The following is a 20,798-nucleotide window of genomic DNA, read 5'->3' on the forward strand; positions in this document are numbered from 1 at the left end:
GTGGATTAACCAGTTCTCAAGAGGCGTGGTTAACGCAAGCTCCATTTCATTGACTCTTTTTTAGCGCAAGCCGATTCTGCGGGTGGGGGTTTGAAGGCTGTCGGCCATTGTTTGGGGCCGAAGCGCAAACTGGCGGCGGGTAGTTTGTATGAGCATCGGCGGCAGTAGGGGGTCGGCGAGCCGACCTGAGAGCGGCCTTACGCAGTCGAAGGCGGGGACCGCTTCGGCGAAGAATGTGCGCTTCCGGCGCAGGAGCCTGCGGGTCATCTGCACGGGCCTGTTGTCGTGGCTGCTTTTGGGTGTCTACCGCGGCGCAATCATTGATCCGCAAACCACGGTATCAGGCCTTTTGGCGGCCGTCCCCAAGGGATTGGCATCGAGCTACTATGACCTGATTGTCGTTACGTCCCTGACTGTGACGACTTTGGTCCTGCTGTTCCTGGCAAAGGCGAGCCGTCTCGGCTCAGCAATCGTCGTCTTGCTCTTCTATGTTGCTATCGTGGTCTCTCTGGGCTGGGGATTTGCCAACATCAATCTCGTCAAAATGCTGGGCGAACCGTTCACGTTCCAGTGGCTGGTCTATGGCGACTTCCTGCAGAATGCCGATGCCAGGAACGCGATGGGCGACGCGCTCAACATCAAGGACTTCGCTACCCTTTCCGGGTCCGTCATCCTGGTGCTCATTCTTGGCTATGCCGCGGCCAGTTTGTGCCAGCGGCTGAGCGCCGCTGGCTACGGGGCCTTCCTGGGCGTGCTCGTTGTGTGTGTCGGCGCTGCCATCGCCGGTAGTGGACACCACGTACGTGCGGAAGCGCTGCCGGCGGCCGAGATCGACAATCCGATCCTGTATTTTGTTAAATCGGCCCTGCTCAATCCAACGCCGGTCGTGCTGACGATGAATGCCAGCACCAATGACCCGGATGTCGCCAGCGTCGGCGAGCGACCGCCGGAAACGTCGACCTTCAAGGCGCCGACGCCGAACCCGATCAAGAACGTGCTGATTTTCATGATGGAGTCGGTGCCATCCAAATACATCGAGACGTTTGGCGGCAAGTATCCGGTCACGCCGAATATGAAGAGGTATGCAAAGGACTCGATACGATTCGACAACATATATGCGCACGCACCGTCCACGCATTACTCGATATTTTCTCTGCTCACCTCGATGTACAACGACATTTCATATTACGGCATGACGGCAAGGTACCCCTATCTGCCGCTGGACTCGATCTCCAACACCTTGTCCAAGAACAATTTCCGCACAGGGTTTTTCTGGAGCGCGGATTCCCGATTCCAACGGGTCGATGAGTTTTTCCTCAACAAGGGACTGGATGTGATCCAGGACTACCGGGGGCAGAAATGCGGCACCCCGACCTTCAAGCTCAGCTCCGAGCAGTGGAAAAACATGGACTACAACAGTGACCTTTGCACGGCGCAGTCGATCATCGACTGGATGAACAAGGACGAGGCAAAACCTTTCTTCGGCATCATGTTCACGGCGATGACCCATTATCCCTACATCACCGACAGCCCGATGTTTTCGAAGATGGCGCCTTCCTCCGATGGCAACACGCTGGTCCACTACTCGGACGACCAGAAATTCAATGCCTATCTCAACGCCCTGAAGGTCGGCGATACGGCCCTTGGCGAGATCCTTGAATCGCTCAAGCAGTCTGGCAAGCTCGATTCGACGCTGGTGGTCATATTGGGCGATCACGGCGAAGCGTTCGGGGAGCATGGCGACTACATTCATGCCAGCGCGATTTACGAGGAAAACATCCACATCCCGCTCATCATGATCAACAAGCATCTCTTTCATGATGAAGTTGCTCACCCGGTCGGCGGCATCGTCGATATCGCCCCGACGATCTTCGACATACTCGGACTTGCGCTGCCCAAGCAGTGGCAGGGGCGCACTTTGTTCAGCGAGCAACGGCCAAACAAGACCTTCTTCTTCAATCCCTGGGCCGGTTTCCTGTTCGGCTATCGCGAAAACGATCGAAAGGTCATCTTCAACGCGACCACCGGCAAGGTGGAGGAATACGACCTCAAGGCCGATTCCGATGAGCGAACCAACCTCTTCACTGATGCCGGGGATCGAAACGCGCTGCTGCAGCCCATCGCCGGATGGGTGCAATCGCAGAGAGAGCGCGTGGCCGACCTGGTGGCCGCCGCGGCGAAAGAGACAGGACGTTGCGCCATCACCAGTCTGGAGGTCGACGCTGCCGGCATTAATCTCCGGGGCGCGCCTCGGTTCGATGTCGTGGTCGACGGAAAGACCACAGCCGAGATCGACGTCCCGGGCAAGGAAAGCGTCGCATCGACGCCGGAAGCCGCCATGGCGGAGCTGATGCAGGCGTCAACCCTGGCCAAGCCGTTCCACATCGATCTCAGCAGCGTGCCTAACCCGAAGACGATCGAGCTTCGCTACACCAACGACCTGTGGGGCGGAGACGGCAAGGCAGGTGATCGCAATCTGTTCATCAAGAGCGTCAAGGTGAACGGTCAGTTGGTGCCAAACACCAGACTGCGTGTCGACGAGCAATCGCACGGCTACACCGACGACAACGGGACCGCCATGTACAGCAACGGCTCGCTATGGGTTAGCGGCCCGTTCGTCGAGGGATGTGTATAGCGTGCCGCGTGGCAGACCGTCGTCCTCGATTTGCAGCCCGTGCGCGCCGCGGCAGACACTGACCGTCCTACCGGTTGACATCTTCGAGGGGTACTCACTAGCATGCGAAACACTGACGGTTGCAGCGTGGAGCCACTTGTCAGCGCAGGACGGACCGGGCCCGTTCTTGCGGTATGCTCGGCTGGTCGACGCCCGCTTGGGAAGCGAACATTGAATGCGACCGCTCAGCATGACGAACAGGACCGGATTGCCATTTGAGTCAGCGAGCCGGGCGAGGCGACATCGACTTGCCATCTCGTTTGCGCCCGTCCTGGCCATTTGGTGCCAGATGGCGCTTTGCGGAGCCGCGCACGCAGCTGGTCCCAAAGACAGCGGCCCTGCAGATGCCGTTGCCGTTCCCACGGCTTTCCAACTTCAGCTTGTTTATGCTGACCGCACGTGGATATGGGATAACGGAGCGGCCTATTTCGGACAGAAGGATCGACCGGTCCGGGCCTGGACCTCCGAGCAAGACACGGCTTCTGTCGGCGAAGGCAGATGGCATCTGAGCAACGATGGCAAGATGTGCATGGATCTCGTCTGGCGGTCCAAGACCTACGCCGCAGCGCCGATCCGCACGTGTTTCAGCCACCGCTTCCGGAGTGGGACCCTCGAACAGCGCAAGGATCCGGACGGTGTCTGGTACAGTTTCCGGCACTCTCCGGGAGACCCTTCCGACGAGCAACGAAAGTTCGAGGAAGGCGATACAAAGGGCGCGCAGTTCGACAAGATCCGTACCTCGATCGATTCCAAAAGTTGAGGCTCGCCGAGAAGCTCACCCACCTCAATGAGCCCACGTCCCCGACAACGACAAACAGGGACGACTACAAGCTTTGCGAGCTGGTGATGTCCTCCGATGCATTTGGTATTCCTGGCGAAGTTGACCGGCGGCGCCTCGCTGTCGGCATCGGAATTGTGAACGCGGTGGCCTCCAGCCCGAAGAACGGGGCGGCTGTCCTGACGATGGTATCGATGTCGGAAAGTTCCGGCACGAAGCCCAGGTGTTCGCGCGCTTTGATCGGGTCCGCATAGAGCTCCGCCGGGTCTCCCGGGCGCCCGGGCCGGAAGACAACCGGAACCGATTTGGACGTCATCCGGGTGACCGCCTGGAGAATCTCCTTGATCGAAACCCCGCGCCCGGTGCCGAGATTGACCGACAGGTTTTCGCCACCCGCCTCCAGATGCATGAGAGCCCTCAGATGCGCGCGGGCCAGATCGCTGACATGGATGTAATCGCGCACGCAGGTGCCATCCGACGTGTCGTAGTCTGTGCCGAAAACCTCGATCTCGTCGATTGTGCCTGATGCGGCCATGAGCACGCGCGGGATCAGGTGCGTTTCAGGCGAGTGCCACTCACCGAGCTCGCCGTCGGGATCGGCGCCGCAGGCGTTGAAATAACGCAGGATCGCATATTTCATTCCGTAGGCGCTGGCATAGTCGCTGATGATCTGCTCGCCCATCAGCTTGGTTCGCCCATAGGGGCTGATTGGATTTTGCGCCAAGGTCTCTCGAATGGGCAGTGTTTCGGGAACGCCGTATGTCGCGCAGCTGCTTGAAAAGATAATGTTTTCGATAGAACTCGAGCGTGCCGCGTCAAGCACCGCGATGGTACCCGACACATTGGTCGAATAGTACTCTGCGGGCTCGTGAACAGACTCGCCCACATAGGCCAGCGCAGCAAAGTGGATGATCGCTTGCGGCTGGTAGGTGCTGATCGCCTGCTGTAGCGCCTCCCGGTCCCGGATATCGCCGACAACAAGCGGCCCCCAGGCAACGGATCTCTCGTTGCCACGGCTCAGATTGTCAAAAACGACGGGCAGGTAGCCGGCAGCTGACAACAGCTTGCAGGTGTGGCTGCCGATGTAACCGGCCCCACCCGTCACCAGGATTGCCGGGCGGCTCATTACATCGCAGCTTCTTTGACGCGCCGGTTCGGGTAGAGAAGGGCGTCAAAATACGCCGTGGTATGCGCGAGCCCCTGGCTCAGGCTGATCTTTGGCTCCCAGCCAAGATTTTCCCGGGCAAATGAGATGTCCGGCCGACGCTGCTTGGGATCGTCGACCGGCAGCGGCCGATGCACGATCTTCGAACGTGAGTTGGTGTATTCGAGCACCTGTGTCGCCAGTTCCAGAATGGTGAATTCGGCAGGGTTGCCGAGATTGACCGGGTGCTGCGGTGCGCTCGGTGCGTTCATCAACTGGATAAAACCTTCGATGAGGTCGTCCGCGTAGCAGAATGAACGGGTCTGCCGGCCGCTGCCGTAGACGGTCAGGTCGTCACCGTGCAATGCCTGGACGATGAAGTTCGAGACGACGCGGCCATCGTCTGGTTGCATGCGGCGGCCATAGGTGTTGAAGATCCGTGCGACGCGGACATCGAGGCTATACGTTCTCGAATAGTCGAAGAACAGCGTCTCGGCCGAACGCTTGCCCTCATCATAGCAGGATCGCGGACCGTGCGGGTTGACGTTGCCGAAGTAGCCTTCCGGCTGCGGATGTACCAGGGGGTCGCCGTAGACTTCGGACGTCGAAGCCTGAAATATCTTCGCATTGTTCCGCCGCGCGAGTTCGAGCAGGTTCAGCGAACCAAGCACGCTTGTCTTGAACGTATGGATCGGATTCGCCTGGTAATGCGGCGGGGACGCCGGACAGGCGAGATTGTAGATTTCATCGACCTGGAGATCCACGGGCAGAGGGTCGACAATGTCGTGCTCGATGCACGTAAATCGCGGATCGCGCACGAGGGGATTGAGATTGTATCTTTTGCCGGTGTGGAAATTGTCCAGCGCGAGAACGTCGTATCCATCCCGCAAAAGACGCTCGCACAGATGCGAACCCAGAAATCCTGCCCCACCGGCAACCAGCGCGCGACCCTGATTGGAATTCGCGCCCCTTCGGCTGTTCCCGGCCCCGAGTTTCAGAACATTGACAGTTCTACCCATACTCCACCCCTTCGCCCTTACGCTCTGCGCACACTACTGCCGGCCATAGCGTTGCCGGGCGACGTTCCTGAGAACGTCACAAACCTTCCGCTCCCGCGGAATCGTCCACTCCTGATGTCTGTCGATTGCTTTTTGAGTTGCTGGGCGGTGCTACTCGGCTATTAGCTGCCGTTCAGCATCCGATACGCCCCGAAACCGCGGTCACGCGCCTGATGCCACCATCGCCCATTGCTCGCCCAAATTGCACATCCCAACGTTTCGAAAATATACCTGTGCAAAACATAGTCAACTAAATTAGCGAATCGTTAACCGTGTTCATTCGGGAGTGGTTAATCGCGGGGCGGCAGCGCAGCCACATAAATCTGAGGATTGGGCTATAAACTTGAAAGTACCACAGTAATATAAAGACCATTTTTCTGATCTTTCGAGGGGCTATCGCCGGAAAGTTGATCATCAAGACACTCTCACCTCTGCAAAAAATAGGCAGATGTAAGACTAATACTTACGTTAGCAAACTTTATACTAAGAGAGGTGTAGCATTTGGAAATATCGAAAATATTCGTAGATGCGACCTTGTCAATAAAATCTTACAAGCCAATGCGGTTGGTTCCCGAAGCGTGCCGAAATCCCCGCCAGTTCAGCCCTCAACTGCCCGACGAGATCTTGCGCGACGAGCGGGGGTGATCGCGACCGATAGCCCCGGACGCCTACCTCTTTCACCGTCGGCCCGGGATTGACGCACACAACCGCTCTCCGCAGTCGTAGCCTTCGTTGGCAGATGCAGCATACCCCAATAACCCGGTCCATTCTGAAGCGATCCGCGTATGGTTTGCGGATGTCGGAAGCAGAGATCCAGTCGAAGCCGCGCGAAAACGGTCGTCGTCCCTTCTGTCGAACGGCTGTCTCAGGATGACTGTGGCCGGCAGCGAGCGTGGAGATGCCAGGATATGTGCTCTGCCGAGCTTACCGCGGCTGATCCCTATTGATCGCGGCAGCTTGCGGCCCCAAAAGCTGCCTGGCGGGAATGCGCCTCATATCGGCCGATAGGGCGTTCCTATCCGTGCCGATAAGCGGACGTCGATAAACAACCCGCCATGAACGGCTTTCGTCATCAGGGGTCGCCCGAGGCGTTTGTAGCGTTCGGATCGGGCGGGCGGGTTGATATGAGACCCGGCGTCTTGGCGATTTAGAATGGAATCGGCCGCTATGAGCGCCGCAACCGTCTCCCTGTCCTGTTGCCGGCGCTCGCGGGAGTGTAACCCTGTGCCGGGTGTCCTTGCCCGGCGCAGGGTAGGTTTCCACGCCCGCTCAACTGCTTGACGCCGGATTGTTTCAGAGGCCGGCTGGAAACGTGCCGTGCCCACTTTCGATCGTTGCCAATTGACCACTAAGGACTGCACCATTCTTAAGGTCGTGCAGGAGCGCCACCACGCCCGCAGTGACACATTCTCGGATTTACTTGACCGGAAGATTACGAGCGCGATTGTGATGTTTTCGGGAAGACATCCCCGAACGTGGTGACCCTCAGCACCCGCGTCGCCTCTCGGGTAAATGACGGCCCTGCTGAAACCCGTATCGTGGCACATGACGAGATGCGCGGTCTTGTTGGCATGCTTTTCTCGAAGCGCCGCGACAGCAAATACCGCAGCGGCCGGTCGACCGCCTGGCTGAAGATCAAGAGCTATATGGTTGAAGAATACGATTTGCTCGGCGTCGAGCGTGAAGCTGGCAGGCCGGCTTTCGCTCTGATGGCTGAGCGCCGCACCGGCGTTATGTCGGAAGCGCATTCGTCACCTTGAACCGGGAAATGCGCGAGAGGCTATGGAAACGCGTCCAGGAGCACTCAGGCGGCGCCCAAGGGCATCATGAAGCGGCCGGCGACGCAATGGGTAAAGCCGGGCCTCATTGGACGCGTGAAGCACCTGCGCGGCGAGGATGGCCTGCGTCATGCCTCACTGCAGGATTTCCGCGAGGAAGATTGAACGCTATATCGGAGCCATGCCAGCAGCAGATCGCCCTACCGTCCGCTTCGCCTATCAACGCGGCTTTCAGGTCCTCGACGGAAGCGCGATCCTCCAGACGTTCGAGAAACAGGACGAGGCGTTCAAGTTCGTGCTCGGCCGAGGTGCTCGCGTTTGGCTGGCATGGTCGCGGACCATCATAGGAGGGCAGACGGCGCCCTTCGATTTCGCCGCAGCGTTCCAGCAGGAAAAGGTCGGCCGCATCATGAAGACGATGCACGGCCCAGCCGCAGGCACTTGGTTCTGGACCTGCCATGACGGCGGCGCGCACGGAACAGTCGAAACGAAAGATGAGGCTGTTGTTGGAGTCGAGCGGCATTCACGCGGCGCATCGCCGGGGCGCAGATCTACGCTAACCGGCCAGCGCGATCCAAAGCCAAAGCCTAGGCCGCTGGTGAGGCCTAGGAACAGCTTGCCGGCCCCAGCATGGTCCCAATTTGGGACGAATATGTTTGGCACCCATATTGCATCCACATCTTTCGCCGGCTGATCCCCGGTCCTGATCGCGTACTCTGATCAGGTGTAGGCTCGCCGGGCTCGAGGTAGTTGGGGTCTTCGCCCGGCGAGTTGTCTAGCAATGTTCAGTCATGTGATGCCATACTCCGAAATGGCGCAGGCACTCCGCAGGTTGTGCATCGCCCGACCAAGGTCCGATCGGTATAGGACTTCAGTCGCGAAGAGGGCCGATACGCTGTACGATTCCGAATAGTTGTTACATTTCACACTGTTACAAAGAGCCTCGCGGTCGTTAGTCGCCCATTGCAATGAGCATTTATCTAAAGTTCATTCATTCGAATTAGGAAACACTTATAAGCCGCTCTATAACGAATCGGCGAGGTGGCTATTCGCCGAGGAGGTACCATGACGTCCCGAAAAACGCTGTTGGCAGCGCTTGCCGCGCTTGCGCTAGTGACCGCTCCTGCTTTCGCTGGCGCGGGTGGAAACGGTGGTGGTCACGGCAATGGTGGTGGTCACGGCAATGGTGGTGGTCACGGCAATGGTGGTGGTCACGGCAATGGCGGCAAGTCCGGCAACAGCGCTTCGCACGGCAAGTCGGCATCGGCTCACGCCGGAAAGAAGACCTCGGGCGACGACCAGGTCGCCGTCGACGACATTGAGGTCGCCGCGACGCCTAAGGACAAGAACATTCACGCCAAGCTTGGCCGGCTGAACTCGCTGCAGCGCAACATCAACGCCTATATGAACTCCAAGAGCAAAAAATTCGCCGGCATTCAGGCTTATGTGACAGGGTCGGCGGCCGCCAAGGGCGCCCAAGCCGCGGTAGATGCCGCCCAAGCCGAAGTCGACGCGTTGAACGCCAAATTGAACGACCCGAATACTCCGGCCGACCAAGTCCCGACCCAGGAGCAGATCGATGCAGCGCAGGCGGCGCTCGATGCCGCCAATATAGCGGCTACCGATGCTGCTGCCGCCGTCCCATCGCTGGATGACGCGCTCGCCGATATGGCCAACAAGCCGGTAGACGCCGAGGTCACCGAATGGGCCAACGGCGTGCTTGCCGAGAAGATCGACGAGATGGCTGCCAAACAGGCTCCTGAGCCAACACCGTAAGCCGAACGTTCAAGCCGCCGGGTCACACCCCCCCGGCGGCTTTTGGTGGCTCTACGGAACCCCTCAGGGAAAGCGTTACGCAGCGATGAGCCAAGCTCCGTTCACCGGCTTTTTTGTACATAAGCGGAACCTGAAATTTGGGGGCTTGTTGATAGAACGGCAGCGAGTGGGTGTTCGCTGCTGGTCGAGGTCCCGCAAGACTCGGCCGGGCTCGCATCACACCTGCCCCGGTACGGTGCGAGCCCATCGTCGCGCGACCAAGCGAGATCCCATGTGTCGGTCCATATTTGATACTAGGGGACGGCGGTTCATCATCACGATGGTTTATGGCACGTTGTCCGCCATGCCGAGCGCCAGACTCTGTCTTGGCCGTCTGCAGCAAGCGCTGGTCGATAGCGGCGGCCTTGAACGCCGCAAATGCTACGGCCGGACTGCAGCTTCCATCCTTGGCCTCCGCAATTAATCGGCACGCATTTCTATAGGCCGCCGCTTCCTTATTTGGCCACTGCGGGTTGGGACCCAGCCGTAGGGGAATGGCTTCCAAAAATTGTATGGAACCGTGGCGACGACCACACATTTCTACCTAAGCGATCGATTCCTCGGATGTAGCCGTGACGACGGAAACATGCGGCACCTGGAAGAGAGGCTAAGTCGCATGAAAGACCAGTGGAATCCGACCACCAGTTCATCGAAGGCGCCCGCCGTAGCCAGCGCTGGGCGGAGAGAGAACTGGAATCCCTACAATCGACCATCCAAGAGACGCGCCGCATCCTAGAGGCCTCACGGAAGCTCTTGGAAAAGATTGCCGAGCGCGAACACCCTACCCAGCCGTAGGAATGGCCGGTGCAGTTGGGCAGCTTGTGGGGGCTTAACCGCACCGGCCACTGCGGGAAGATATGAGGCCCCCCGCGCTGCTTAAGATATAGGCATATTAGCAACCGAGCAAATTATCTCGCATTGCCATCTTGAAGGCTCAACCGCGAAGCCAACTTAGTTCGAGAGAATGGGCGGATTGGTGAACGCGATGTCGCACCCCGGTAGCAGTGAGCATCTTTGGGCTTTGGACCTTGCCGACCTGCGCAAGCAGTTTGGAAAGTTCGTTCAAGAGCGCGGAACAGCGCCTCTTGAGTGGGACGAGCACACCAAGCTGTTCCATGAAGAACGAAGGGAGCGCTGCCAGGAAACGGACCCTACCGGGCAGTAGGGGAATCACTCAGACCGTCAACGACGAGATGGAAGCCGAGGTCGACGAAGCCGCCGTCGAGCGCCCCCACGAATAGCCATTTTGCCGTACGAATCCGTACGGTCGTTTTGATTGAAGAAAGGGTCTCGGCGGGCCTATAAAGATGGTGTTTACCATTGCCTTTTTGGGAGGATGCGATGGTTGCAACGCCCATAGATATCGCTCAAGCGGCCACTGCGAATACGGCCACCTTGCTGAAGTGGCAGAAGTCCATGGAGGAACGCGCCACATTTCGCCAGAACATGGATCAATCGCGCAGGGCGATTCAAGTTTCACGCGAACTGCTGGAGCGCCTTCGTCAACGTCATCGCGACGACAATAGCGTCGCGGATGCGCAAAAGGATTAGCCGCCAGGGCAGACGGTGAGACAGGTCCGGGAACCTTATTGCCGCAAACCGGTTCGGGCTGCTCGCCTACGCTCAGATCGAGGTCCCCGGCTAGAAGGCCGCTCGCTTCGTAGCCCAGCGATTTGACCGGAAAAAGAGTGCTGGTGCTCGAGAGCATCAACCGCGGCGCATAACCACTGACGTTGCCTGCTCCCCCTGAGGGCGTTAGTAGCCCGCAACCGGAACATCACATGTGCTGGTGCATTGCTAGTGAACGCCAATTCGACTGGGGCGCAAAATGCATCGCGCGATCACAAATGCATGGGCAATGGTGCGAGAAGCCATCGTTGGGTTCGTCAACGACAATGCTCTCAGCCATGGCGCGGCAATCGCTTTTTATGCCACAACATCGTTGGCGCCAATTCTGCTCATCGTGGTTGCAATTGCGGGTCTCGCATTCGGTCACGAGGCAGCCCAAGCGGCATTGTCCGCCCAAATCACAGGGATGATGGGTACAGAAAGCGCAAATATCCTGCAAACCGCATTGAAGAGCGCATCCGAAAAGCCATCCGGCGGCACCTGGGCGGCGGTGATTGGCATCATCACCTTGCTTGTGAGCGCTTCCGGGGTCTTCGGCGAAATACAGCAGTCTTTGAACATGATATGGAAGGTCGAAGCGCAGGGCAGTTCGTTGTCGCGCCTGGTGCGCGCACGTGCGGTAAGTCTGGGACTGGTCACCGCACTTGGCTTCATGTTGCTCGTCTCTCTAGTCGCGAGCGCGGCGATTTCGGCCCTAGGCAACCTCATCAACGCACAGTTGCCGTTCGGGACACTTGTACTGGCCGTTATCAACGCGATCGTTTCTTTTGTCCTCCTCGCAGCTATTTTCGCCGCTATCTTCAAGATCTTGCCTGATCGAACCCTGGAATGGCGGGATGTCTGGATTGGCGCTGTTGTAACCGCTGCCCTGTTCACGCTCGGGAAATCGCTTATCGGTTGGTATATAGGCTCCAGCGCGGTCGCGGCCTCATATGGGGCCGCCGGTGGGCTGCTCGTCATCCTGCTGTGGGCTTACTACTCGGCGGAAATTTTTCTTCTCGGTGCGGAAATCACTCGCGCCTATTCCATTCGACACGGCAGCAGGTCCGATCTGGATGCTGTGCTTCACGGTGCTTGACTGCAAAACATGCCACTAAAGACCAAATCGACTAGGCGCGCGGCGCACCGAATGGCCGCCTTCGCGACGCCACCCGCATCATCACCCGTCGGCGCCGACCGCATCACCGAGCAGGGCAGGCGAGCTGGATACGATCGACGCCATATGATGAGTGCAAGGGTCACTGGTGGGTCAAACCATCGCGGTCACAGTTTGAGTTGGTTGGGAAGACGCGGTTCAGCGGCGACGCGGACGGCGCTTGCGTATCGGCTTTGATCTCGCGCGCCTGCCGTCCGGCGCCTTCTTGGCGGCAGCGGAGCGGTACAGGTTCATGAGGTCAATCAGGAGCCGAATAATGGCAATTGCAGTTGCAGCATCGAGCCAGCCCGCAATGCTGTTGAGCATCGGGATTGTTCTCCAAGCTTACGACGTGAAAGCGGTCGAAGGACCTTGGCGGCAGTGCAATTCTTCGCCTAGGCAGGGACTGTCACCCATTGGTTGTGGCACTCAGTTGCCAGCTACCATGACATGAAAAAGGCCTCGGAAGGAGGCCTTTGGATGGTGTGAGCGAGAATCTCCACCAAACAAATTATCCCACGTTTTGTGCATGCAGCGCAAGCCGTTCGGCTTGGCCAAGGCGCGCTTGGCGCCTTGATGCTTGGCACCGTGACCGTCACCCCTGCTCTTCAGCCGCAGCCGATAGTCGCTGTCGGCAATTTCAGCTGCGGCAATGCGATGTCATTGTTGGCGCCAAGAAATCAGCTCTTCACGTTGCTTCCGCGAAATGTGATCCTTGCAAGCACCAAGCGCAAGCTCATCAGGCAGAGGGTGTAATGGACTTAGCGGGCGTTCTCATATTGTGAAACGCCGAACGGATCCCGGGTCCCTGGAAGGGCGGCAGCAAACGTCAGAGAGCCGCACTTCCAGGGAGGCTGGATCAATAGTCGTTGTTGTAATAGCGATCATCGCAAGGCGCCGTGTAGATCCGGCCGCGGCGGTCCTGGTAACGGCAAAGCTGTTCGCCGCGGCGCTGCGGCGTGGTCGACTGGCCGATGACGGCGCCGAGCAAGGCGCCGCCGGCGGCACCCACGACCGTGCTTTCGGTGTTGCCGCCCAGTGCCTGGCCGGCGAGGGCGCCGACACCGCCGCCAATGAGTGCGCCTGTGGTTGCCCTCTGCTGCTGTTCGGTTTGAGTCGCGCAGCCTGCAAGTGCTGCAGTCATGAGCACGGCGGCAATGGTTTGTCTGATGATCATCTTGGAACTCCTTTGGAGCCCCAAACGCGGATCGGGGCGAATGGTTGCCAGTTGCTGGCGCATTGCGGCCAAACGGCGGCACGCCCGCTCACGAAATGAGACGTGGTTTCTCGGGCCTTGAAGACAATGGTTGCCAAAGCGGAAACGGCCTGCGCGAACAGGTCAATAGCGCATCGGTTTGAATCCGCTTGAGGAGCAGCTACGCTGCCTCGTTGCGCATCGCCTTTTGCGCGGCGGCGATCAGGAATCCAGATCGGCTGCAGCCATGCCGTTCCGCATATTGATCGATGTGGTTGAGGACATCTTCCGAGATGGTGACGTTGACGCGCACGACCTTCTTCGCCTCGGCTTTCAGGGCAACCAGGACGGCGACCCGGTTGAGATTGTCATTGTTCGACACGACATCTTCCAGGGACGATGGCTCGGGAATGGCTTCGCCATCCTCGACAAGGCCTTCGAGATGGAAGGCCAGGGCCTCTTCGGCCATGGCGCGGGCGTCGTCCAGGCTGGTGCCGGCGGTGACCACGCCCGGAAAATCGGGAAAGGATACGCCGAAGTCGCTGTCCGCTTGCTTGTGGATCAGTCCGATATAGTGACGCACGGGTCGGTTCCCCAAGGAGCGGCTTCGAGGCTCGATCAGACTATCGAGCCATTCGACACAAACTGTCGAGGTATTCCTAATGGGACCGTAGGAAGCTGCCTAGTAGGTTGGGCATGCCCCAGGCAGACATTGCCTGGGCAACGGTCGAGAGTGTGGGGAAAGTGCCAAAGTTAGATGGCGGGAACCAGACTGTGCGTAGAGTTCGCGCCGCGCAGTACGTGCGCATGTCGACGGAACACCAGACCTACTCGATCGACAACCAAGCGGATGCCATTCGCGACTATGCCGACATCATGGCTTACGACATTGTCGCCACTTACGAGGACCTCGGTCGCAGCGGTTTAAACCTTGGAGGGCGCCCCGGTCTTCAGAAGCTGTTGGCCGATGTCGAAAGTGGGCGAGCCGATTTTGAGACGGTTGTGGTCTATGATGTAAGCCGTTGGGGGCGTTTTCAGAACATTGATGAAAGCGCAGCCTACGAATACCGATGCCAGATGGCCGGCGTCCGTATCGAATTTTGCGCCGAGCAATTCGCAAACGACGGCAGCATCGGGTCAGACGTCCTCAAAGCAATCAAACGGAGCATGGCTGCCGAGCAGAGCAGAATGCTCTCGCAAAAAGTCTTCATCGGCCAGGCGAGGTTGATCCGGCTGGGCTTCCGGCAGGGCGGGAAGGCCGCCTTTGGCCTGCGGCGCCTGCTTGTCGATCAACACGGCCGTTCAAAAGGCATCCTTTCATCCCACGAATACAAGAGCCAGCAGACGGATCGAATAGTTCTGGTGCTCGGCCCACCTGACGAGATTGCGACAGTGAAGTGGATCTTCAGTCACTTTGTCAGAACACGCAAGACAGAGCTGGAGATGGCAAGACTGCTGAACAAGCGCGGCGTGCTCAGCGATTTGCGGCGACCATGGACGCGGGAATCCGTCCACTCGGTGCTGACCAACGAAAATTACATTGGCAACAGCGTCTGGAACAAGCATTCGGCCCGGCTGAGAAGCCATCAAGTCCGTAATCCCCCCGAACAGTGGGTGCGGGTGGAAAACGTCCTGGAGCCGATCGTCGACCGCAAACTGTTCGACCGGGCGCAGATCGTGCTCAAGACCATCTATCGCCACATGACCAACGACGAGATGCTGGCTGCTCTTAGGGCACTTCTGGCTCGCCGTGGCGCCTTGTCGTTGGCCATGATCGACGCCGATCCGGGGTGCCCGCCGGCCCAACGCTACCAGTGGCGTTTTGGAACCATTGTCAAAGCCTATGAACTGATCGGATACGAGCCATCCAAAAACTACCGCTTCATCGGCGTGAACCGGCACCTGGAATCAATGAGGCTGCAGATTATCCGGGATCTTGTGGGCGCGATTGATAAGCAGGGCGGGGTTGCTGCCCATGACATGGCGATGGACCTCCTGCGGATAAACGAGGAGATCACGGTGGCGATTACAATGGGCCGATGCAGGGTTTCCGGCTTCGGCTATCCACGCTGGTTTTCCAAGGCCGATAAACGGCCACTACCCGACATTTTCGTCCTGATCCGTATGAATCCCGGCGACCTGACCGTCCGGGATTATTTGATTGCGCCTGCGCATGAGATCGCTGGCAAATCGGAACTGCATGCCATCAATGGGATACCGCTGGACAGCTATATTTTTCCCACGCTCAATCCCATTGTCAGGCTGGCAGAGCGAGAGCCTGTGGGGGGCGTGGCTTGGTAGTCAAGCGCTTACCCAAGGACGCCGCCTACCGTGCGTTGGAAAAGGGTGGCGACAGACATGCGAGCAATATTGTTGCTGGCGCATTAGGGTCCAAGAAGAGGCTTCGTTCACACGAATTTTTGGCGACCTACGATACGGAATGCAAACGCATGCGCGATTTCGTCACGCAAGCGGCTAAGTCTGAACAGAGCCTAGACCGGATAGTAGCGGCGCTCCACCTGATGATGCGCGACAAGCAATTCTGCGCCACGCTGGTGTCCGAGGGCTTCAGGACAATGCCAAGCCTACTGGCACATAGGTTGCGTGGCGCGACCCGCGAGCCGCAAATGTTCTGCTCTCCCGGAAAACCCGCTTCCGAGACAGGCGAGAACCGGAAAGCCGTTAACGGAATTTGCCCTGATGTCCTCGACCTGCTTCGGGACGCGCCGGTGAAAACAAAAATCTTCGGGTTGCTCCAGAAGGTGCTGCCAGCCAGGCAATTGGAGATTGCCCGGCTGATGGTGGCGATGGACCGGGTCAGGATCACCTACGCGAGACTACTCGTCGCTCTGACACCGCAAGCCCTGCTGGTCGAGGGTTTTAATCTCTCAACGATCACCACACAGGCGGAAGACCAGCGCGGCGCGATGGTGCTCGATGTCGGCGCGCTAAGCCTTGCGGTTCTCAGCGCCGCGGAACGTCATGGCCAGGTGGGCCTGGAGCTTGTCGCAGCCAACCGCTTTTTCGACCGGTTGATGGATAATTCCAGAGTGGTGCGGTATCTCGCCCGGACCTTTCCGGGGCATTTTGAAGAGTTTCACAGCTTCTCGATGCCATGCCTCGAACAGGGGCGCTAGATGGTCGGACGTCAACTCCTATACAAACCGATCGCCGTCGCCGGGATGCAAACAACAGAACCAATGTGACTTCTGTCCAGGCCTCGAAAACCCAAACCCGCCGAGCTTGCCGCAGCCAGAATGCTCGCAAAGCGATTTTCGATCGGCTCTCGGCCGCGCGGAATCGCTGTCATCCCTTCGGCAAGCCGGCTCGGTTCGTCGCTCATAACGGGTTGATCGGCCCGACCAGGCCGGGATGGTCGTTGGGCAACTTGTTGACGGCGCTCGTGTTCACCTCACGTCCAACGCGGTTGAACTGCAGCTGACCGTCGATGTCGTGGCTGAGAATGTCCTTGAGGCTTTCCTTGGGCGTCGCCGGGTCCAGCCAGGCGTCATAGTAGGCCGCGTCGAGAATGAGAGGCTGCCGATCATGCAACTGCTTCATCGGTTCTGCGGCAGGCTCGGTGATGATGGTGCAGCTGGTTATGTCGAGATTGGAATTGTAAGCCCAAAGCCCGGCGAACGAGAAAGGCGCGTGGCCTGGCTGGTAGATGTGCCAAGGGTCTTTCTTGCCGTCGGCAGGCGATATCGTCCACTCGTAGAAGCCATCGGCAGGGATCAGGCAGCGCTTGGACTTGTAGGCGTCGCGGAAGGCGGGCGCTGTATCGATGCCCTCAATCCTGGCATTGAACATAGCCGCCTTGGGCATTTCCTTTGCCCAGAAAGGGACCAGCCACCAGCGCCCTTCACGCAGCCTGTGGTTGCCATCCTCACCGGCAGTGACGAATGGGACATCCTGAGTCGGCGCGATGTTGTACCGGGGCTCGTCGTTGCGGCCCGTCTCCGCCGGCGCAGTCAGGCGGTAGAGCCGGTGGATTTCCGACCACGACAGATATTTGGTGTAACGTCCGCACATCGCTCTGCCTCAGTTGCGCAGGAGTTCAGGCACGCTGAGCGGGCCAAGGTCGGAATTCTCCTATACTCGTCGCTGCGGCGCCAGACGCTGCGTTTCTCGGCGGCGGTGGCCGATTGATTGCCTTAGTAGCCTTGCGGAAGGCTCTGGGCGACCGCAGAGTTCGCCTTGGTGTGCGCTGTGGAGGCAAAAAGGCAAAGCCGACAACGATCATGCCATGTCCCTCTCACTGCCGACTTAGCAAAGGCTCTCGCAAGGAACGCCGTCCTTGTCGCGGTCGAGCTTGCCGCCCCAAGAGCAGTTGGCCAAGTACCAATTAGCCTCATCGCACGAACTGATCTGGGGACAAGTTCGCCGCGGCTGACAAGAATAGCTCTGCGCCACCTGCCCATTGCTCATCATGCCGAGTGGTTGTTTTGCAGACGGCTTGGTGGTGCCGTTCGCATGCTCTGCGCGCCAATCCCATGGCGCCTGAAACGCCCCAGCCCACAGACCGACCTTCGCTGCCTGGGCCTTCGCCTGCTGTCCTGCGTAGGCTCCGTGGCTGTAGCGCGGCCAATCTAGTGCCAAGCCCCGCTCGACAAGCCAGCTCTGGACGTTGCGACCGTCGGCGCGATCGCAATCCCCAACAAGCCGGCCGTACCGGTCTCGGTTAACAAAGCTGCAGTGCAACGGACGCGATGCAGCCAGGAACTCGTGCAAGGCTTGGGCAGCATGGCGCCCGCAGGCGTATTCGAAGCCCTTACCGTCGTCGCAATATTGCTTACTCTCGGGCGCATCGATGCCGTTCAAGCGGATGCGCTGTCCGTGGATCTCGATCGTGTCGCCGTCGATCACAGACGCGACACCGGCGATCGGCGCCGGCTTCGAGCCGAACCAGTTCGATGCATTGATCTCTGGCAAACTTTCGCTGTGCTGGATGGCGGTTTGCGCGACCAGAGCGCCAGCCGCTACCGCAGTCACCAAAATCAGGCGCCGCGGCACATTCGCCCATCGGTGCGCACGGCTATGCTTGGCACCGGCTCGCTTTCGCCAGCGATCAGATCGATTGTCGTATCGGTATTTGTCCACGCCCTCTTCCCCGCAGGGAGGATGCGACTGTTTCAACAAAGAGTCCAGAAGACGAGACGCGCGGAATGCTAGCGCGGAAGCCGATGCGTGCCGACGCCCTCGACTTCGATCTCGGTTAAGCGGGTTCGATGGCCTGTTGGGGTGCATTCGGCTGTCGGGCCTGACCGGCGCGCTCCCGAAGGTGCATTCACGCGGGAAAACCCGCCTTTCTGAAGCCTGACATAAAAAGCTCGAGGGCAACCTGGTCGGCGAACGGGAAACCTGAAAACAACCGGACAGTCAGGTCGTGTTTCCTCGTCAGTGCTTCCTCGACTTCAACGCGCGCCTTCTGCGTCTCGCCCAAATGTGCGTACGCCGCTGCGAGGAACGCATGAATGAAGAATTGGTCGCCGGCCTTCTGGTACGAACTGATGGCCTCCACGTACCTTCCAAGCAGGAAGAGGGAGCTGCCCTTCACCTCCCAGAACCAAATTGGAGGTAACGGGTCGCGCAGGAGCGCAGTTTCGAGCACGTTCAGCGCCATCTCGGCCCGTCCGCCGTAGTTGAGCCAGCTTGCATAGTCCCCCGCTATGTTCATGTCTAGCGGGTTCAACGAGCGCGCTTGCTCGAAATGCACTCCCGCATCGCTGTGCTGGCGCATGTGCGTAAGCACCAGCCCCATGCTCTGGTGACAGACGCCATCGCTCCTGTCGAGAGCGAGCGCCGTTCGTGCCGACTCCCAGGCCTTCTGTAGCGTCCGCGGATCGTTGTCGTACCAAAATCTGCCGACGAGGGCCTGCGCGAGGAAGCCGTGGCCTTGAGCGAACGTCGAATCGAGCTCGACACACCGGACGAATAGGGGCTCGGCCATGTCCAGTTCATACCGGTAGAACTGCGCGCGCCCCTGCAGGTAATAGTCGTATGCATCCCAATCGGCGGGAGGCTTGCGTCTTGTCCGGCTCGTCGAATCGGCCTCCGCCCGGCCTTCGACCATCGAGGCGATGAGAGCCGCAACCTCGTCTTGCAATGCGAAGATGTCGTCGAGGGCCCCGTCGTACCGTTGGGCCCACAGGTGGGTGCCGGTGGCGGCGTCAATCAATTGTGTGGTGATCCGAATGCGATCACCGAGCTTTCGCATGCTGCCTTCGACGAGGTAGCGAACTCCGAGTTTGCGATGGGCTTCGGCAATGTCCAATGCCGGATGGCGAAACTGAAAAGATGAATTGCGCGCGATGACAAGGAGGGAGCGGAACCTGGCCAGCTCCGTAATTATGTCCTCGGTTATGCCATCGCTGAGATACTGCTGGTCCTGATCGCCGCTCAAGTTGGCAAAAGGCAGGACCGCAATCGACGGCTTGCCGGACTCTGGTATCGCTCTGCGGGATGCGCTCGCCACCGGCTCGACAGTCCCGGTGAAGCGGTAGCCGACGCGAGGCACCGTGGCGATCCACTCGCCGCCGTTGTCAGCCGGACCGAGTGCCTTTCTCAGTGTCGCTATTTGGACCGTAAGGTTGCCTTCCTCAACGGCGGTTCCCGGCCAGGCAGCGTCCATCAGTTCGGCCTTGGTCAAGATCTCGCCGGGCCGGGCCGTGAGCGCAGCAAGCAGCGTCAGCCCACGATGCCCAACAACGATCGGGATCTGCTCTTTCAGGAGCGTCCCGATGTCGGGATCGAGTACGAACGGACCAAAAGCGATGCGTGTCCCCTGCATCTGGGCATATTAGACGTTCCGGCGGATTTCGGAACAGTGTCGGCACCGCTTTAATCCCCGGGGCGCTTTCGAGGCCTATGCCCAGAACGCGGCCACCTGTCCATCGATCAGAAGATAGCGATCGGGCGCTGGCCGCTGCGCAACAAGGCGGCATTGCCGCGCGGCCATTTCGGGCCATGGGTGGAGAAGCAAGGGTGCCTTTTCAGCAGCATGGCCGAGCTATGCATGCGGCTGGGTGCCAGGCGCCAGTACGCGAGACGGCCAGGACAGCGGGCGGCGAAGCGACTGGACGACGAAATATCGCGACCTGGTTCGGTCATGACTCCGCCCCGTTTTCGGTAGTTTCACTCGTCGCAGGTGCCGTTTGGCCACCGCACCCGCATTCAACGGGTACTAGCTTAGCAAAATGGCCAGGCGAGTTATATTCTGCTCGCCAAGCGCACTCGAGATGATTTCTACCAAGCCGCAACCTATTTCAAAGCTAGACCAGCCTCCACCAATCGCCGGAACGCTTCCGATCTGGTGGGAAGATCTGGCTGAGTGCGACGCCATTCGTCTACGCGAGCAAGTAGGTCGGTCGAGAGCCGCAACTCGAAGCGTTCAGTTTTGTTGTCGACAGGATCAGGAACGTTTGACAATAGCGGTGTCCGTAATGTACGTAATGTGGTTCACTCTTCGTGACCGAACGTCGTGCAACAACACGTCGTTCGGCCTAGCCACAACCCAAGCTGTGTGGAGTTCGGATCGTGGCTGACTCCGACAATACCACGACTTTGTCTCTCGTCACCCGCAGGAGAGCAAT

At 59.1% G+C, this 20,798-nt stretch carries 18 protein-coding genes; 8 read left to right on the forward strand and 10 right to left on the reverse strand.

The window, feature by feature from the left end; genetic code table 11:
- The first annotated feature begins 148 nt into the window (after positions 1 to 148).
- Both NKI96_RS01230 and NKI96_RS01235 read left to right on the forward strand, forming a co-directional pair.
- The gene (locus NKI96_RS01230) at positions 149 to 2,635 is read left to right on the forward strand and encodes a sulfatase-like hydrolase/transferase (protein ID WP_023693727.1); all 2,487 of its coding nucleotides are present in this window, start codon (positions 149 to 151) and stop codon (positions 2,633 to 2,635) included.
- A gap of 229 nt (positions 2,636 to 2,864) precedes the next feature.
- Positions 2,865 to 3,434, forward strand: coding sequence for a DUF995 domain-containing protein (locus tag NKI96_RS01235; protein WP_245260687.1), 570 nt, complete (start codon positions 2,865 to 2,867; stop codon positions 3,432 to 3,434).
- Between the two features lie 64 nt (positions 3,435 to 3,498).
- On the opposite strand, the gene galE is transcribed toward NKI96_RS01235, so the two are convergent.
- Entirely contained in the window at positions 3,499 to 4,578 is a 1,080-nt protein-coding gene (gene galE, locus NKI96_RS01240; protein WP_023670637.1) for a UDP-glucose 4-epimerase GalE, read from the reverse strand.
- Positions 4,578 to 5,615 (reverse strand): UDP-glucuronic acid decarboxylase family protein, encoded by a 1,038-nt coding sequence (locus NKI96_RS01245; RefSeq protein ID WP_023670638.1) that lies wholly within the window; start codon positions 5,613 to 5,615, stop codon positions 4,578 to 4,580. Before NKI96_RS01245 ends, galE begins: the two co-directional genes overlap by 1 nt.
- Positions 5,616 to 7,207: 1,592 nt before the next feature.
- On the opposite strand from NKI96_RS01245, the gene NKI96_RS01250 reads away from it, so the two are divergent.
- Entirely contained in the window at positions 7,208 to 7,414 is a 207-nt protein-coding gene (locus NKI96_RS01250; RefSeq protein WP_023693726.1) for an ATP-dependent DNA ligase, read from the forward strand.
- Between the two features lie 103 nt (positions 7,415 to 7,517).
- Here NKI96_RS01250 and NKI96_RS01255 read toward each other — a convergent pair whose 3' ends face one another.
- Entirely contained in the window at positions 7,518 to 7,955 is a 438-nt protein-coding gene (locus tag NKI96_RS01255; RefSeq protein WP_023822760.1) for a hypothetical protein, read from the reverse strand.
- A gap of 542 nt (positions 7,956 to 8,497) precedes the next feature.
- Here NKI96_RS01255 and NKI96_RS01260 point away from each other — a divergent pair.
- A complete protein-coding gene (locus NKI96_RS01260; protein WP_352580030.1) occupies positions 8,498 to 9,208 on the forward strand; it encodes a hypothetical protein in 711 nt (236 codons plus the stop codon).
- Between the two features lie 22 nt (positions 9,209 to 9,230).
- Here NKI96_RS01260 and NKI96_RS32490 read toward each other — a convergent pair whose 3' ends face one another.
- Positions 9,231 to 9,785 carry a DUF982 domain-containing protein gene (locus NKI96_RS32490; protein WP_156940630.1) on the reverse strand — a complete coding sequence of 185 codons (555 nt, stop codon included), beginning with the start codon at positions 9,783 to 9,785 and terminating at the stop codon, positions 9,231 to 9,233.
- Between the two features lie 803 nt (positions 9,786 to 10,588).
- Between NKI96_RS32490 and NKI96_RS01265 the strand changes: the two genes are divergently transcribed.
- Positions 10,589 to 10,798 carry a hypothetical protein gene (locus NKI96_RS01265; RefSeq protein WP_023669236.1) on the forward strand — a complete coding sequence of 70 codons (210 nt, stop codon included), beginning with the start codon at positions 10,589 to 10,591 and terminating at the stop codon, positions 10,796 to 10,798.
- A gap of 277 nt (positions 10,799 to 11,075) precedes the next feature.
- Positions 11,076 to 11,954 carry a YihY/virulence factor BrkB family protein gene (locus NKI96_RS01270; RefSeq protein ID WP_352802602.1) on the forward strand — a complete coding sequence of 293 codons (879 nt, stop codon included), beginning with the start codon at positions 11,076 to 11,078 and terminating at the stop codon, positions 11,952 to 11,954.
- A gap of 216 nt (positions 11,955 to 12,170) precedes the next feature.
- On the opposite strand, the gene NKI96_RS01275 is transcribed toward NKI96_RS01270, so the two are convergent.
- The 3 genes from NKI96_RS01275 to NKI96_RS01285 all read right to left on the reverse strand — a co-directional run bounded on the left by NKI96_RS01275 (position 12,171) and on the right by NKI96_RS01285 (position 13,789).
- On the reverse strand, positions 12,171 to 12,338 hold the full coding sequence (locus NKI96_RS01275; RefSeq protein WP_023669234.1) for a hypothetical protein: 168 nt from the start codon (positions 12,336 to 12,338) through the stop codon (positions 12,171 to 12,173).
- 532 nt (positions 12,339 to 12,870) lie between these two features.
- Positions 12,871 to 13,188: a YMGG-like glycine zipper-containing protein gene (locus NKI96_RS01280; RefSeq protein WP_023690487.1), complete on the reverse strand. Its 318-nt coding sequence runs from the start codon at positions 13,186 to 13,188 to the stop codon at positions 12,871 to 12,873.
- 199 nt (positions 13,189 to 13,387) lie between these two features.
- Entirely contained in the window at positions 13,388 to 13,789 is a 402-nt protein-coding gene (locus tag NKI96_RS01285) for a type II toxin-antitoxin system HicB family antitoxin (protein ID WP_023694071.1), read from the reverse strand.
- A gap of 113 nt (positions 13,790 to 13,902) precedes the next feature.
- Between NKI96_RS01285 and NKI96_RS01290 the strand changes: the two genes are divergently transcribed.
- On the forward strand, positions 13,903 to 15,507 hold the full coding sequence (locus tag NKI96_RS01290) for a recombinase family protein (RefSeq protein ID WP_081731347.1): 1,605 nt from the start codon (positions 13,903 to 13,905) through the stop codon (positions 15,505 to 15,507).
- The gene (locus NKI96_RS01295) at positions 15,501 to 16,343 is read left to right on the forward strand and encodes a plasmid partitioning protein RepB C-terminal domain-containing protein (protein ID WP_031198691.1); all 843 of its coding nucleotides are present in this window, start codon (positions 15,501 to 15,503) and stop codon (positions 16,341 to 16,343) included. Before NKI96_RS01290 ends, NKI96_RS01295 begins: the two co-directional genes overlap by 7 nt.
- Before the next feature lie 202 nt (positions 16,344 to 16,545).
- On the opposite strand, the gene NKI96_RS01300 is transcribed toward NKI96_RS01295, so the two are convergent.
- From NKI96_RS01300 to NKI96_RS01310, 3 genes are all read right to left on the reverse strand, one after another.
- Positions 16,546 to 17,238, reverse strand: a complete 693-nt coding sequence (locus NKI96_RS01300) for an SOS response-associated peptidase (RefSeq protein ID WP_352802607.1) — start codon at positions 17,236 to 17,238, stop codon at positions 16,546 to 16,548.
- A 234-nt stretch (positions 17,239 to 17,472) separates the two neighbouring features.
- Positions 17,473 to 18,306: a thermonuclease family protein gene (locus tag NKI96_RS01305; RefSeq protein ID WP_245260658.1), complete on the reverse strand. Its 834-nt coding sequence runs from the start codon at positions 18,304 to 18,306 to the stop codon at positions 17,473 to 17,475.
- Positions 18,307 to 18,493: 187 nt separating this feature from the next.
- Entirely contained in the window at positions 18,494 to 19,996 is a 1,503-nt protein-coding gene (locus tag NKI96_RS01310) for a winged helix-turn-helix domain-containing tetratricopeptide repeat protein (protein ID WP_023694074.1), read from the reverse strand.
- Positions 19,997 to 20,798 lie beyond the last annotated feature (802 nt).

Origin of the sequence: Mesorhizobium sp. M0292 (assembly GCF_040321695.1) — a bacterium.
Classification (GTDB): domain Bacteria; phylum Pseudomonadota; class Alphaproteobacteria; order Rhizobiales; family Rhizobiaceae; genus Mesorhizobium.